The 14,962-nt window shown below is 67.1% G+C and carries 12 protein-coding genes; 5 read left to right on the top strand and 7 right to left on the bottom strand.

The features are described 5' to 3' along the window. Window positions 1-142 precede the first annotated feature (142 nt). The 3 genes from RQI28_RS06895 to RQI28_RS06885 all read left to right on the top strand — a co-directional run bounded on the left by RQI28_RS06895 (window position 143) and on the right by RQI28_RS06885 (window position 3,640). Entirely contained in the window at window positions 143-2,467 is a 2,325-nt protein-coding gene (locus RQI28_RS06895) for an ABC transporter ATP-binding protein (protein ID WP_311221870.1), read from the top strand. A gap of 27 nt (window positions 2,468-2,494) precedes the next feature. After that, complete coding sequence (locus tag RQI28_RS06890; protein ID WP_311221869.1) at window positions 2,495-2,995, top strand: DUF1854 domain-containing protein; 501 nt, start codon at window positions 2,495-2,497, stop codon at window positions 2,993-2,995. A 192-nt stretch (window positions 2,996-3,187) separates the two neighbouring features. Further along, window positions 3,188-3,640 carry a hypothetical protein gene (locus RQI28_RS06885; RefSeq protein WP_311221868.1) on the top strand — a complete coding sequence of 151 codons (453 nt, stop codon included), beginning with the start codon at window positions 3,188-3,190 and terminating at the stop codon, window positions 3,638-3,640. Window positions 3,641-3,724: 84 nt separating this feature from the next. Here the strand turns inward: RQI28_RS06885 and RQI28_RS06880 are convergent, their stop codons facing one another. The 4 genes from RQI28_RS06880 to RQI28_RS06865 all read right to left on the bottom strand — a co-directional run bounded on the left by RQI28_RS06880 (window position 3,725) and on the right by RQI28_RS06865 (window position 7,467). After that, complete coding sequence (locus RQI28_RS06880; protein WP_404976878.1) at window positions 3,725-4,147, bottom strand: EF-hand domain-containing protein; 423 nt, start codon at window positions 4,145-4,147, stop codon at window positions 3,725-3,727. After that, window positions 4,147-5,085 carry a 5'-nucleotidase gene (locus RQI28_RS06875; protein ID WP_311221867.1) on the bottom strand — a complete coding sequence of 313 codons (939 nt, stop codon included), beginning with the start codon at window positions 5,083-5,085 and terminating at the stop codon, window positions 4,147-4,149. The genes RQI28_RS06880 and RQI28_RS06875 overlap by 1 nt, the downstream gene beginning before the upstream one ends. 8 nt (window positions 5,086-5,093) lie before the next feature. Then, window positions 5,094-6,326: a type II secretion system inner membrane protein GspF gene (gene gspF / locus RQI28_RS06870; RefSeq protein WP_311221866.1), complete on the bottom strand. Its 1,233-nt coding sequence runs from the start codon at window positions 6,324-6,326 to the stop codon at window positions 5,094-5,096. Window positions 6,327-6,435: 109 nt separating this feature from the next. Further along, the gene (locus tag RQI28_RS06865; RefSeq protein WP_311221865.1) at window positions 6,436-7,467 is read right to left on the bottom strand and encodes an LLM class flavin-dependent oxidoreductase; all 1,032 of its coding nucleotides are present in this window, start codon (window positions 7,465-7,467) and stop codon (window positions 6,436-6,438) included. Between the two features lie 196 nt (window positions 7,468-7,663). Here RQI28_RS06865 and RQI28_RS06860 point away from each other — a divergent pair, with 196 nt between their 5' ends. Next, entirely contained in the window at window positions 7,664-8,155 is a 492-nt protein-coding gene (locus tag RQI28_RS06860) for a CZB domain-containing protein (protein WP_311221864.1), read from the top strand. 107 nt (window positions 8,156-8,262) lie between these two features. On the opposite strand, the gene RQI28_RS06855 is transcribed toward RQI28_RS06860, so the two are convergent. Then, entirely contained in the window at window positions 8,263-9,990 is a 1,728-nt protein-coding gene (locus RQI28_RS06855; RefSeq protein WP_311221863.1) for a hypothetical protein, read from the bottom strand. Between the two features lie 132 nt (window positions 9,991-10,122). On the opposite strand from RQI28_RS06855, the gene RQI28_RS06850 reads away from it, so the two are divergent. Beyond that, on the top strand, window positions 10,123-11,133 hold the full coding sequence (locus RQI28_RS06850) for a LuxR C-terminal-related transcriptional regulator (RefSeq protein WP_311221862.1): 1,011 nt from the start codon (window positions 10,123-10,125) through the stop codon (window positions 11,131-11,133). 26 nt (window positions 11,134-11,159) lie between these two features. On the opposite strand, the gene RQI28_RS06845 is transcribed toward RQI28_RS06850, so the two are convergent. Beyond that, entirely contained in the window at window positions 11,160-12,524 is a 1,365-nt protein-coding gene (locus tag RQI28_RS06845) for an ATPase, T2SS/T4P/T4SS family (RefSeq protein WP_311221861.1), read from the bottom strand. A 14-nt stretch (window positions 12,525-12,538) separates the two neighbouring features. Continuing rightward, on the bottom strand, window positions 12,539-14,959 hold the full coding sequence (gene gspD, locus RQI28_RS06840; RefSeq protein WP_311221860.1) for a type II secretion system secretin GspD: 2,421 nt from the start codon (window positions 14,957-14,959) through the stop codon (window positions 12,539-12,541). Window positions 14,960-14,962 lie beyond the last annotated feature (3 nt).

The raw sequence follows: 14,962 nt of genomic DNA, 5'->3' as shown, positions 1-14,962 counted from the left end.
TCTCTGGACGGTGTCAGCGTGGGGTGCGGCGGGCGCGTTAGGCGATGATCATGCCCGCGCCGCCAGGTGGCGCCCTGAGACAATGCAACCGAAGTCCCATGGCACAGATGCCGCGCCGGCGGGAGCGCCAGAACCAAACACAATGCAGCAACATCACCATCCTGTGGACGCCTCGGGTGTCTTGACGGGCCCCGCGGGGGCCGAACTGCGAGCCAGGCTCGCACCTTCAGAAAACGTGCTGGCCGAGCTGCAGGTTGACCTGAGCCCCGAGCTGCGTTTTGCGCCCGGCGTGCTGGCACTGACCAGCGCCCGTCTGCTGGCGCGCAACGCGCAGGGCGCCGTGCACGAATGGCCGCTCGAATCTGGTATGGCACTGCGCCTGATTGACCATGCCGGCGTGGGCACGCTGGAGCTGCACGACGCCACCAGCCGCCTGGCCCTTTGGCGCTTCACCCTGGGCGCGCATGCCGGTGCGCTGCGCTTGGTGCAGGCATTTGATCGGCAACTGGCCCGCGTCTCGCTGCCCGTGGGCGCCCCGGCCGCAGCCGAGGAAGACCAGGAAACGCTGTGCCAGGACTGCGGCGCCCCGCTGCCGCCCGATACCGAGGAATGCCCCGCCTGCGCCCGCGTGCAGGGCCCGCAGACGTCCACCTGGGTGCTGCTGCGCCTGTGGCGCTTTGCGCGCCCGTACCGCAAGCAATTGGCGACGGGGTTTGCGCTCACGGTGGCATCCACGGCGGCCACGCTGGTGCCGCCGTACATGACCATTCCGCTCATCGACGACATCCTCATTCCGTACCAGAACGGCCAGGCCATTCCGGTCACGCTGGTGGCCATGTACCTGGGCGGGCTTCTGGCTGCCGCGCTGCTGGCCTGGGGGCTGGGCTGGGCGCGCACCTACACGCTGGCGCTGGTGTCCGAGCGCATCGGCGCCGACCTGCGCACCAGCACCTACGAACACCTGCTCAAGCTGTCGCTCGATTACTTCGGCGGCAAGCGCACGGGCGATCTGATGGCCCGCATCGGCTCGGAAACCGACCGCATCAACGTCTTTCTGTCGCTGCATGCGCTCGACTTCGTCAACGACGTGCTGATGATCGTAATGACCGCCGCCATCTTGTTCAGCATCAATCCCTGGCTGGCGCTGGTCACGCTGGTACCGCTGCCCTTCATCGCCTGGCTGATCCACAACGTGCGCGACCGGCTGCGTACCGGCTTCGAGAAAATCGACCGGGTCTGGTCCGAGGTAACCAACGTGCTGGCCGACACCATTCCGGGCATTCGCGTGGTCAAGGCCTTCGCCCAGGAAAAGCGCGAGGCCCAGCGCTTTCGCGACGCCAACCAGCACAACCTGGAGGTCAACGACCGGCTCAACAAAACCTGGTCGCTGTTCACGCCCACCGTGTCGCTGATGACCGAAATCGGCCTGCTGGTGGTGTGGGCCTTCGGCATCTGGCTGGTGGCGCACAACCAGATCACCGTGGGTGTCCTGACCGCGTTTATCGCCTACATCGGGCGCTTCTACACCCGGCTCGATTCGATGAGCCGCATCGTGTCCGTCACGCAGAAGGCGGCGGCGGGCGCCAAGCGCATCTTCGACATCCTGGACCACGTCAGCAACGTACCCGACCCGGTGCAGCCCGCCCGGCTGGACAAGGTGCAAGGCGCGCTCACCCTGCGCAACGTGGGCTTTCGCTACGGCAGCCGCTCGGTCATCAAGGGGCTGAACCTGGACATCCGCCCCGGCGAGATGATCGGCCTGGTGGGCCACAGCGGCTCGGGCAAGAGCACGCTGGTCAACCTGATCAGCCGGTTCTACGACGTCAGCGAAGGCTCCATTCAAGTGGATGGCGTGGATCTGCGCCGCCTGCGCGTGACCGACTACCGTAGGCACATCGGACTGGTGCTTCAGGAGCCGTTCCTTTTTTTCGGCACCATCGCCGAGAACATCGCCTACGGCAAGCCCAATGCCTCGCGCGCCGAGATCATCGCCGCCGCACGCGCCGCCCACGCGCATGAATTCATCCTGCGCCTGCCGCACGGCTACGACTCGCTGGTGGGCGAACGCGGCCAGGGCCTGTCGGGCGGCGAACGCCAGCGCATCAGCATCGCCCGCGCGCTGCTGATCGACCCCCGCATCCTGATCTTGGACGAAGCGACTTCTGCCGTGGATACCGAGACGGAAAAGGAAATTCAGAAGGCGCTGGACAACCTGGTGCAAGGCCGCACGACCATCGCCATCGCCCACCGCCTGTCCACGCTGCGCAAGGCCGACCGGCTGGTGGTGATGGACCGTGGCGAGGTGGTCGAAGTCGGCCCGCACGACGCATTGATGGAAAAGGAGGGCGCTTACTGGCGCCTGTACGAAGCCCAGGCGCGCCGTGCCGAAGAAGACGCCCAGGCGGCTGGCGTGGTGATCGTCGAAAGCGGGTTGCTGCACCCGTCGCACCCAGCGGGTCAGTCCTGAGTCCAGCCTAAGGAATCGAAAGCCTCCATGACGAATGCAGAAACTTCCCTTTCCGGTGCCGCGCCGTCCTTCACGCTGCTGCGCAATGCCCACGGCCGGCTGGTGCTGCGCCTGGCAGACGGCTCCGAGCATGCTGGTGTCGTGCCTGTGCGGGCCTTTCCGATCGCCGCGCCCGATGAAGGCGTATCGCTGGTCGGACTGGATGGGCATGAGCGGGTCTGGATTGACCGGCTGAACGCCTTGCCGCCAACCCAGCGCAGCCTGATCGACGAGGAACTGGCCGCGCGTGAATTCGTGCCGGTCATTGAAAGCATCACGGCCGTGTCCAGCTTTTCCACGCCCAGCACCTGGACGGTGCAGACCGACAGGGGCGAAGCGCGGCTGGTGCTCAAGGCCGAAGATGACATTCGCCGGCTGGGCGAGCGCACTTCGCTGCTGATCGCCGCCAGCGACGGCGTGCAGTTTCGGGTGCCCGACGTGACGGCGCTGGACCGCCAGTCCCGCCGGCTGTTGGAACGTTTTTTATAGCAGCCAACGCTTGCTGGAAGAGGCTTCGGTTCGACTCGACCGCTCGCTCGGTCAGCAGCTCGACTAGGTGTAAACCCTTGGTTTTAGGGTTAAAGGCAGAAAAGGGCTCAATTTACCCTCTTGTTTGTCGTTATAGAGTACGACAGGGGGGTGATTGCGCCTTGTCGATGCTGCTATTTCGAGGAGCCTGCCATGTCGATTCCATCTCTTGACCGTTCGCCCAGTTGGCGCCCGCAGGGTGCTGATCTGTACCCCACTGGCGCGGCGACTGCCATTCCGGCAGCGCGCGCGAGCGGCAGCAGTGCGCCTGCTCCGGTGGAGTCAATGGATCGGCTGGGCAAGGGCGCCACGGTGCGCGAGCCCGACAAGCCGTCTTCCGCGCCCGAGACTCCCAACCGCGACTGGACCGAGACGAAGAAGCAGGAAACCGTCAAGGAGCCCGAGGAGCCGCCAAAGGAGCCCATCTCCAAGATGCTGCTGGAATTCATTCAGTCGATGTGGCGCGCGAGCGGCAGCGCCGTCGACATGGCGCAGGAGATCAACAAAACCGCCCAGCAGGAGCGGCAGGCCCAGCAGGAGCAGCAAAAAGAGAACGTGCAGCTGACCTATGCCGATCCGAAGGTCAAGCGCACCAGTGGGCTCTGAGCCAGCGGGTGTTTTTGCTACTAAAAGCATAGCTATTGGCGCTTGCTGAATAAGCGCTAGAGGTCGATTTGATCCATAAGTGCGTCAGGGCTTGGCGGGTTTGGGTTCAGCCGCTGCAGGTGCAGCGCCAGCAGAAGCCGCTTTTGCCTTGGCCCGGTCCCGCTCTGCACGGTACTTGACGGCGTAGGCACGCACTTCGTCCAGGGTCACGAAGCCGTCGTGGTTGGTGTCTGCATCGTCAAAGGCGGCAGACAGGCGCGGCACGATGGCCACTTCCTTGCGGCTCAATTTGCCGTCGCCGTTGAAGTCCAGCATGTGGAATTCGCGGATCGCCTTGATCTCGCCCTTGCTCATGGGCGCACTGGCCGCCGCAGCGGATGCGGGCGCCGGATTCGCAGATGCAGCCGCCGTGGCTGCGGCAGCAGGCAGGACCAGCCAGGCGCCCAGGCAAAGCGCCAAGCCGGGGCGGAAGAGTGGAAAAACGATCGTTTTCAGTGACAAGCGCATCACCGTGGGACTTCTGTCGGCACCACGGGTTCCCCGCGTGCGGGATTGGAGATGCCCGATCGCACATGGCCCGCAGGCACGTGACGCGCGGCCGAGTCCACATGGCCGGTCTGGTCGTCGAAGAAGAAGTCGGGCTCGAACTCGCGCAGGAACGGGCCTTTTTCCAGCCCGCCCAGGAACATCGCCTCGTCCACGGCCAGATTCCATTTCATCAGCGTGTTGATGGCGCGTTCGTGCGCGGGCGCGCTGCGTGCCGTGACCAGCGCGGTGCGCAGACGCATGCCCGACACGTCGGCCTGCTGCTGCAACTGGTGCAGCGCGGCCAGCAGCGGCTTGAACGGCCCGCCCGACAAGGGCAGCGCGGCGTTGGTGATCTCGTGCGTCTGAAAAGCGGCCAGCCCTTCGGACTGGTACACGCGCTCTGCCTCGTCAGAGAACAGTACGGCGTCGCCATCGAAAGCGATGCGCAGCTCGTCCGGATAGTTCTCCCCGGCCGCTACGGACTGCGTCAGCACCCGCGCCGCCGGAAAGCCCAGCGCCAGCGCCTCGCTCACGTCTTCTTCGTTGGCCGACAGGAACAGGTGCGCACCCAGCGGCCGCAGGTACTTGAATGGATCGCGCCCCTGGGTGAACACGCCGCGCTCCAGCGGCAGGCCGGCGTCTTGTGCCGAATGGAAGATGCGCAGCGCGCTGACCGGGTCGTTGCGCGAGAGGATGACCACCTCCACCCGCCGGGCCTGCGCGGTGTTGAACGCAAGCAGCTTGCGCACCAGCGGAAAGGCCACGCCCGGCTTGGCCGGCACGTGCAGGCGCTCTTGCTGCAGCTGCATGTAGGGCAGCGGATTCTTCGGGTCGAAGATGGTGTTTTCTTCCTCGAAGTCGAAGAGCGCGCGGGACGAGATGGCGACGACGAGCTTGTCGTTCAGGTTCACGGACATGGGGCCTGCTACTTCACGAACTGGTTGAGCTGGATGATCGGCATGAGCACGGCCAGCACGATGAGCATGACGATCAGGCCCATGGCCACGATCAGCAGCGGCTCCAGAATGGTCGCCAGTTGCATGGAGCGGCGCTGCACCTCGGCCGACAGCTGGATGGCTGCGCGCTGCAGCATCACCGGCAGCTGGCCGGTCTGCTCGCCCAGCCGCGCGAACATGGCCACCAGACCGGGAAAACGCTTTTTCTGCGCCAGTGCAGAGGCCAGCGGCGCGCCTTCGCGCACCAGCACCAGCGCATCCAGCGCGTCGGCGCGCAGGGCGCGGTTGTTCAGCGTTTCGGCGGCGGCCTGCAGCGCTTTCAAGATGGGCACGCCCGCGCCGGCCAGCATCGCCAGCGTGCCGGTAAAGCGCGCCGCGTTGTAGCCTCGCGCCAGCCGGCCGACCACGGGCAGCGTCAGCCACCAGCCGTCGAACTTTTGCCGAAATACGGGCTGAGCCAAGGCATAGCGGGCGCTGATAGCTATCAAAACGAGAGTGCCCAGCATGGCCCAGCCGTAGTGCCGCACGGCATCGCTGATGGCCAGCATCGCCACGGTCAAAAACGGCAGCGCGCGTTTGGTGCCGGCGAACACGCTGGCGACCTGCGGCACCACGTAGCCCACCAGAAACAGCACGATGACGATGGCCACCACGGTGACGATGGCCGGGTAAAGCGCCGCGCCGATGAGCTTGGCGCGCAGGGTCTGGCGCTCTTCCAGGTCGTCGGCCAGCCGTTCGAGCACCAGGCCCAGGCTGCCGCTGGATTCACCCGCCCCGACCACGGCGGCGTAGATATCGGAAAACTCGCGCGGATGGCCGGCCAGCGCGCGCGCGAAGGTGGAGCCAGCGTTGACTTCGGCCCGCAGCGCGGCCACCAAGTAGCGCTGGCGGTCGCCTTCGGCTTCGTCTGCCAGGGCGGTGAGCGCTCGCTCCAGCGGCAGCCCTGACGCGACCAGGCCCGACAGCTGGCGCGTCCAGATCGCCAGGCCGGCGGCATTGAACACCGGCCGCGTGAACAGCCGCTCGCCCATGCCGGGCGGGCCACCGTCCTGCAACTGGGCAGAAGCCAGCGGCTCCACGCCCAGCGGCACCAGGGCCTGCGCGCGCAGCAGGCTGCGGGCGGCCTTGGGCGAATCGGCTTCGATGGTGCCCTTGCGGGACTGGCCCTGGGCGTCGATCGCTTCGAAGGAAAAGGCGGGCATGCGGGCGGCGGGAAGATGAAGGGAAAAGGCGCCGCGCCGGGTGGCGGGCAGCCCACGATGGTAGCCGCTGCAGGGTGCAGCGGTGTGACCGTGGCGCTGCCTGCGCTTGCTAGATGGTTTCAGCCGTCGGCACACCTGCGCCGACGTTGGCCGCAGCGGCGATGTCCAGCGAGCGCAGGCGCAGGTCGCCGTCGAACACGTCGCTGACCAGCATGAATTCATCCGCCTCCGTCGCTCGGTACAAGTCGGCAAAGCCCTCGCGTACGGTGTCGGGCCCGCCCACCACACCGGCGGCCAGAAAGTCGCCGATGGCCGCGCGTTCCTGCGGCTGCAGCGACTCGGTATAGCCCTGCACCGGGGGCCGCAGCAGGCCGCGCTGGCCGGTCAGAATGCCCAGTACCCGCTGATAGGTGCTGCTGGCCAAGTACTCGGCTTCCTCGTCGGTGGGCGCGGCGATCACCGGCACGCCGATGGCTACGTAAGGGCGCTGCAACTTGGCCGAGGGCTGGAACAGGCGCCGGTACAGATCGATGGCCGCATGCAGCAGGCGCGGCGCGAAGTGCGAAGCGAAGGCGTAAGGCAGGCCTTTTTCGGCCGCCAGCTGGGCGGAAAAGAGGCTGGAGCCCAGCAGCCAGATCGGCACCTCGGTGCCCGCGCCTGGCACGGCGGTGATGCGCTGGCCTGGCTGGGCGGGCGCGAACAGGCGCTGCAGCTCGGCCACGTCGCGCGGAAAGTCGGCTTCCGTTTCCACGCGGTCGCGGCGCAGCGCGCGCATGGTGGGTCCGTCGGTGCCGGGCGCGCGGCCCAGCCCTAAGTCGATGCGGCCGGGGTACAGCTCGGCCAGCGTGCCGAAGGCTTCGGCCACCACCAGCGGCGCATGGTTGGGCAGCATGATGCCGCCCGAGCCCACGCGGATGCTGCGGGTGGCGCCCGCCACGTGCCCGACCAGCACGGCGGTGGCAGAACTGGCAATGCCGGGCATGTTGTGGTGCTCGGCCATCCAGTAACGCTGAAAGCCCAGGCCTTCCACATGCCGGGCGGTGCGCACGGCGAGGGCGATGGCCTCGGCGACCGTTCCGCCTTCGCGCACGGCCACCAGGTCGAGCATGGACAGGGCGGGTTTTTGCTTCGTGGAGTTCATGCGGCCCATTGTGGGCGCCGAGCCATTTCCGTGCTGACGTCGGGAATAACGCGACGTGGCTGCCCATTGTTTACATTGCGCAGATCACGATAGTGTGAATTTATGGGAAACATGAAGATAATCGGGCCAATCGATGCGCCGGGAGGGCTGCCATCGGCTTCAGCCCCCGTCACCGTTCACCCGCACCAAGCCACCCATGGGATTTTTCAGCCGCCTTTTTCCGCTCCGTGCCGACGGCCGTCCGGCATCGGAAGACTGGACATCGTTGCCTACGAGCGAGGCCAGCGCGCTGGTGCTTTCAGGCACCGACGCGGCTCAGCTGCTGACCGAATTCGACATCGACCAGGCCATTGCCAGCCACGAGCGCTGGGTGCCCTGGCTGGAGCAGGCGCTGCACGGCGTGCCCGACGCGCAGCTGCAACCCGAGGTGATCTGCCGTGACGACTGCTCCGAGCTGGGCCAATGGCTGCACGGCGGCGGCCAACGCACTCTGGGCCACCTGCCTGCGTTCGACATGCTGATGCGGCGCAACCGCTTCTTCCATACGCAGGCGGCGGAGATGCTGACCCTGCTTGCCGCCGGCGATGTGCGCCAGGCGGAACAGGCGTTCAAGAGCTGCCGGCACGCCTCCACGCAGGTGGTGCTGCTGCTGAAGGAATTGCGCCGGGGCCTGGTGCGCCGGCGCTGAAAGCAGCTGCGGCCGTTTTCTTAATGAAAACGGCCGCTAGCGCTTGATGGATAAGCGCTGACAGCTATAAAAATAATAGTAAATCAGCGCTGGGCTGGCCTCCGCTCTTACTGCAGAGCCAGCTGCGTCTTCAGTGCCGCCCAGGCCGTGCCATTCAGGCGCTGGACGTAGCTGACCACCTGCCCCTCGTCGATGGCAGGCCGCTGTTGCCGCGATTGGTACACGACACCGTTGTATTCCGCGAAACCACGCACGTTGTCGAGCGTGGTCGAAGGGAAGTTGGCGATTCTCAGCACCTTGACGCCCCCCATGGTGTCGATGGTGAACGCACTTTGCGCCAGGGCCGTGCAGTTGGCTGAATCGGTGTAATTGGGCGCGGTGGCTTCGCAGCGGTACAGCTGCGCCGTGCTGGGGTTGATAAAGGCGACGCGCAGTGTGTGCGTGGCGTCTACCAAGCCCAGCGGCACCGTGCCGGCTGCGGTTGAGAGGTTGACCGCGGTGGCCGGACGCGCGTTGATGAGTGCCGTCAGGCTGGGTGCTGCGGTTGCGTCCGTCGCGGTGTTGTTGATCCGGATCGGCCAACTGAGCTGGGCGGTCACGCTGCTGCGCAGCACGGAGCCCGCCGGGAAGGTGGCGGTGCCCAGTGCCGTAGTTGACGCCATCGTGATGACGGGGCTGCGCGTGATGCCTTCGGCGTTGAGGCGAGCGTCGCCGGTCTGCATCTGCGCCACCACGTCGGCCATCGTGCGGCCCGACAGATCCTGATCGCCCAAGGCCACGCTGTAGAAGCGGCTGGCGCCGTCGCAGAACTTGGTGCGCGAAGGCGAGCCGCGCGTGTTCAGGCGCGGCGGTGTTCCATCACAGCGGTTCCAGCCGCTGTCGGTGAGTTGCAGCGAAGCGGGTGCCGGGTAGAGCTGGCCAGCGGTGAGCGCCGTGCCGGCAGCCACGCCCGCGCGGCGTTCGAACTGCTGTGCGTAGCCGTTGGCAGCCACCACGCCGTCGGACTCGCGCACGGCATAGGTGTAATTCTGCGCGTCGGTGTAGTTCAGCGAGCCGAGGGCGGTCGACGGTGTGGCCGCAGCATTCACCGCGGCGGTGCTGGTGGTACCGCCGAGTTCCAGCGCATAAGCCGTCAGCTTGGCGGCGGTGCGTGCGGTGTCCGGCAGCACGGCGGCGGAAGAGAGTGCGTCGCCCTGGTAGTCGTAGAGCTTGGCGACGGGGACATCCAGCTGCTGCGCCACAGCGGCCTCTGCATCGGCCAGCAGCAGGCCCTGGGCTACGGCTTTTTGCACCAGCGTGGTCAGTGGCGAGATCTGCGCGGTCTTGCTGGCAGGTGCGGACAGCACGATTTCACGCGTGGTCGCCCTCGCATTGGCAGCCGTATCGGCCGCATCCACCGCTGCGGTGCCCACCACCGCCAGCACGGCGGCTGCCTTGAAGGCATTCGCTGCCGTGTCGTCGGCCGGCTGGTACGTCACGGTGTAGCCGCCGTCGGCGCCAGTGGCTGCGCTGGCAGGTTCGGTAGCGTCGCAGGCCTGGTTGGCATTCAGGTCCACACAGACCTGGGCACCGCGAATGGCCTGGTCAATGAAGACGGCGCCACTCAAGGTGATGGGGGCAGGCGGTGGTGGGGGCGTCGGTGTTGGCGTCGGTGCTGGAGCTGGCGCCGGTGCCGGTGCGGGTGCCGCTGGCGTGGTGGGTGCCGGAGCGTCATCACCGCCGCCGCCACCGCCGCAGGCAGCCAGCAGGCTCAGCAAGCCGGCGGCCAGCAAACCTTTATGCATGGGCGACAGAGAAGGGCCGAAGGAGAAATGAGGGGCGGTGGATTGGGGCATGGCGGTCTTTCCAATGAGTGACACGCGGACGATAGGGTGATACGTTCCGAAACAACATGATGCAAATGCACCATGTACGCCGCCCATGCGCCAGTGCATCTTGGCGCGCACAACAACGGGGGGGAACAGGACATGCCGCACACGACAGGCTTCGACGACTTCGGTGATTTGCTGCTGCATGTGTACCGGCTGTCCCATGAGCAGCCACTGCAGACGTTTCAGGACGCGTCGCTGGACGCCGTGCGCCGCGTGCTGCCGTTCGATTCGTCGATGTGGGGCTCGGCCACCTACGGCGCCACAGGCATCGACATCCATACGCTGCACTTGGACCGGCAGCCGATCGAGATGTTGGCGGGTTACGAGGCCATCAAACACCTCGATACGGCGGCGGCCGAGGTGGCATTGCAGCCCCGCGCCACGATGGCTTTCGATGCCGCCATGCAGTTCGGCGCACCGCACCAGAAAGCCATCAAGGCCTATGGCGAGCGGTTCGGCCAGCGTCACTTCTTCATCAGCTCGGCCATGAATCCGGCCAACGGCTTGGTGCAGTGGGTCACCTTGTTCCGTACCCGCGCGGATGCCCATTGCACCGAGAGCGAGCGCAGCCTGCTGGCAGCCGTCGCGCCGCACCTGCAACAGGCCATGGGCTACAACCGCGTGCGGCACATGGAAGCGCTGGCCACCAACGACACCCATGCAACCCACAGCGCGCCCACGGCCACCCGCCGCGCGCAGGCGGTGGCGGATCTGCGGGGCATGGTCTATCACGCCACGCCGTCGTTCGACGCGCTGCTGCGCGGGGAGTGGAGCGCCGTTCCGGACGGCCGCCTGCCGCAGCCGCTGATGCAGCGTTTCGCCTCCGGCAACTCCCGCTTTGCCGGGCGCACGCTGGTGGCCCGCTGCCACGTGGAGCGCGAACTGCTGTTCGTGAATGCCCGCCCCAGCTGCGCGGCAGACCATCTGACGCCGCGCGAATGGCAGGTGGCGTGGCTGCTGGCCAAGGGATTGAGCCACAAGGAAATCGCACGTCAGCTGGACCGCGCGCCTGCCACGGTGCGCAATCACATCCAGGCCATCTACCGCCGGCTGGGCGTGGGCAGCGTTGCCTCGCTGGTCAATGAGCTACAGGCGGCGGTGGACTGAAAGCCTGCGCGCCTGAGGGTGGGTGTTCAGTCCCGCGTCACGCGCAGCACCTCTTCGGGGCTGGTGATGCCGGCTTGCACCAGCCGTTCGCCGTCCTCGCGCATCAAGCGCATTCCGCGCGCCAGCGCGGCGGTGCGAATGTCGGCTTCAGCCGACTGGTTGTGCACCTTCTCGCGGATGGCGTCATCTACCACCAGCAGCTCGAACACGCCGGTGCGGCCTTTGTAGCCGCTGGGGTCGCCCGCGTCGAGCTTGCGCACCAGCCGCTGGGCCAGCACGCCCAGCAGCGAGCTGGACAAGAGAAACGGCTCCACGCCCATGTCGGTCAGGCGGGTGATGGCGCTGGCGGCGTCGTTGGTGTGCAGCGTGGCCAGCACCAGGTGGCCGGTGAGCGAGGCCTGGATGGCGATCTGCGCGGTCTCGAAGTCTCGGATCTCGCCGATCATGATCACGTCAGGGTCCTGGCGCAGGATGGCGCGCAGGGCCTTGGCGAAGGTCAGGTCGATGCGGGCGTTCACCTGCGTCTGGCCCACGCCGGCCAGCTCGTATTCGATGGGGTCTTCCACCGTCATGATGTTGCCCTGCGTCGCGTCCATGCGCTGCAGCGCGGCGTAGAGCGTGGTCGACTTGCCCGAGCCCGTGGGCCCGGTCACCAAAATGATGCCGTGCGGCTGGGTGATGAGGTTCTCGAATCGGGAGAGCGTGTCGCCCTGCATGCCCACCGATTCCAGCGTGAGCTTGGTCTGGGTCTTGTCCAGCAGGCGCAGCACGGCGCGCTCGCCATGGGCGCTGGGCAGGGTGGACACGCGCACGTCGATGGCGCGCGTGCCCAGCCGCAGGCTGATGCGGCCGTCCTGCGGCAGGCGTTTTTCAGAGATGTCCAGGTCCGCCATGATCTTCAGGCGGGAGATCAGCGCTGCATGCAGAGCGCGGTTGGGCTGAACCACTTCGCGCAGCGTGCCGTCCACGCGAAAACGCACGCTCGAATGGCGCTCGTACGGCTCGATGTGGATGTCGCTGGCCCCGTCGCGCGCGGCCTGCGTCAGCAGCGCGTTCAGCATGCGGATGATGGGCGCGTCGCCCGCCGATTCCAGCAAGTCTTCGACGGCGGGAAGCTCCTGCATCATGCGCGAGAGGTCGGCGTCGGACTCGACTTCGCTCACCACCATGGCCGCGCTCGATTCGTTCTGCGAATAGGCGGCGCTGATGCGCTGGGCCAGCGCGGGCGCGTCCAGCGGCATCAGCTGCCGCACGGCGGAGTGCTTGCGCAGCACTTCCGACAGTGCGCCCGCATCGGGCGCCAGGCCGTGCCAGAGCACCAGGCTCTGGCCGTCGTCTTCCAGCAGCAATTGCGCGGAGCGCGCGAACGCGTAGGGCAGGGGGTGGCGCATGGGGCGGGCAGGGCTTATTGCGGGCTGTAGGGCGACGGGTTGCCCGGCGTGTACGCGGGCGCCGGGGCTGGTGGGGCGATCAGCGGTATGGGCTGCAGCGGCGCGATCAGCGGCGGCGGCGTGGGCGCGCGCGGCACGGCGGGCGCGCCGGGTTGCGTAGCAATGGGCTGGGCCGGCAGCGGCGGCAGCACCGGCGCGTCGGACACGCTGCGCATCACGCTGCTGGGCGCCGGTTGCGTGACCTGCTGCAGCGCGCGAATGGCTTCGTACCGGTCCATCACCAGCGCGTCGCTGGTGGCGCCGTCGCGAATGACCACGGGGCGCAGGAACACCATCAGGTTGGTCTTGCGGCGCGAGCGGTTTTCGTTGCGAAATAGGGCGCCCACCACCGGCAGGTCGCCCATCACGGGAACCTTGTCCTGGCCCATGGCGTAGCGGTCTTCCAGCAGGCCGCCCAGCACGATCACGCTGCCGTCACCCACCAATACGGTGGATTCGATCGAGCGCTTGCTGGTGGTGGGGCCGTTGACGGAATTGAGCGTGGAGGCGTCCACCTGCGACACCTCCTGGTACAGCGTGAGCTTGACGGTGCCGTTCTCGTTGATCTGCGGGCGCACGCGCAGCATCAGGCCCACGTCCTTGCGCTCCACCGTGGTGAACGGGTTCACCGTGCTGCTGCCGGTGGTGTTGGCGTACGAACCGGTCGGGAAGGGCACGTTGTTGCCGATGATGATCTGGGCTTCCTCGTTGTCCAGCGTCATCAGGTTGGGGGTGGACAGCACGTTGGCATCGCCCGTGTTTTCCAGAAAGTTGGCCAGCGCGCCCAGGTAGTAATTGCCGTTGATGCGCGGGGCGATGGCGACGTTCAAACCGTTGCCCAGCCCTGCGGCGGCACCCGCGATGGTGGTGGCGTTGCCGCTGGCCGCAGCCAGCGCCAGGCTGAGGATGTTGGCGCCGCCGTTGGCGCTGGAGGCACTCGAGTTCGTGCCCAGCACACCGACCGTGCCGTTGCCGTAGTTGCCCATCACGCCCTGCCACTGAATGCCGAATTCGGCCACCTTGTTGGCAGAGACTTCGACGATCAGGCTTTCCACCAGCACCTGGGCGCGCCGTCCGTCGAGCTGGTCGATGACCGCGCGCAGCTGGCGAAACTGCGGCTCGGGCGCCGAGATGATGAGCGAGTTGGTCGTCGGGTCGGCCTGGATCTGCCCGCCGGTCGAAGGCTGGTTGCTGTTGGCTGAATTGAGGCTGCTGGCCGCGCTGCCCAGGCCGCCGCCTGTGCTGCTGCTGCCACCGCCGCCCAGGCCGCCCGCGGCACCGCCGCCGAACGAGCCACCGCCCATGCCGCCGCCGCTCTGCGACAGCCCGCCGGACGTTCCGCCGCCCGTGGAGCCGCCGCCGCTGCTGGCAGCGCCCCCGCCCGATGCGCCGTTGCCCTGCGTGGCCGCCAGTGCGGCACGCAGCGTGGCCGCCAGCTTGGTGGCGTCGGCGTTCTTCAGGTAGACGACGTGGATGTTGCCGTTCGCGGCGCCGCTGCCCGGCGCGGCGGGCTGGTCCAGCTTGGCGACCAGTGTGCGCACCAGCGCCAGGCGCGCCGGGTTGGCCGCCCGCACGATCAGCGAATTGCTGCGTGGCTCGGGCAGCAGCGTGGTGCGAAAGCCCGTGTCCGACTGCCCGGCAATGGGCGCGCCCTGGCCCACGGCAGCGGTGGGGGCCGCACTGCCCGAGCCTTCGATCAGCCGCGACACCAGCGGCGCAAGTTCGCTGGCCACGGCGTTTTGCAGCGGAATGATTTCCACGTCGCTGGCGTTGGAGACATCCATGGCTGCCACGATGCGCGCGATGCGCTGCAAATTGTCGGCGTAGTCGGTGATCACCAGCGAGTTGTTGCCGGGGTTCACGTTGATGGTGTTGTTGGGGCTGATCAGCGGGCGCAGCACCGGCACCAGGTTGGCCGCGTTCTCGAAGTTCAGCTTGAAGATCTGCGTGACGATCTGCCCGCCCGAGGGCGCCCGGCCCGACGAGCCCTGCGTCACGCTGACCGAGCCGGCCTGCAGCTTGGCGTCGGCCTCAGGCACCACCTTGTATAGGCCCGCAGCCTCCACCACGGTAAAGCCCTGCAGCCGCAGCGCCGCCAGGAACTGGTCGAACGCGGCGGCGGGCGTGACGGCGCGCTCGGTCACTAGGTTCAACTGGCCCTTCACGCGTGGGTCCACCACCACGTTGCGACCGGTGATGGTGGCCATGGTGCGTGCCACCGCTTCGATGTCGGCTCCGGCGAAGTTCAGCGTCACCGGCTCACCCGCGCGCACGCTGCCGGTGCTGGTGGTGACCGCTGTTTGGGCATGTAATTGGCCACTGGCGCACGCCAATAAAGCGCAAGCAGCTATAAAATTAATAGCAAAGTGCAGGCGCTGAGGAGGCAAGGAATTCATACG

Source organism: Acidovorax sp. WCS2018Noco2-16, assembly GCF_031843945.1.
In the GTDB taxonomy this organism is placed as follows: Bacteria; Pseudomonadota; Gammaproteobacteria; order Burkholderiales; family Burkholderiaceae_C; genus Paracidovorax.
The sequence above is the reverse complement of the archived record's forward strand: the minus strand, read 5'-3'. Positions and strand labels throughout refer to the sequence as shown.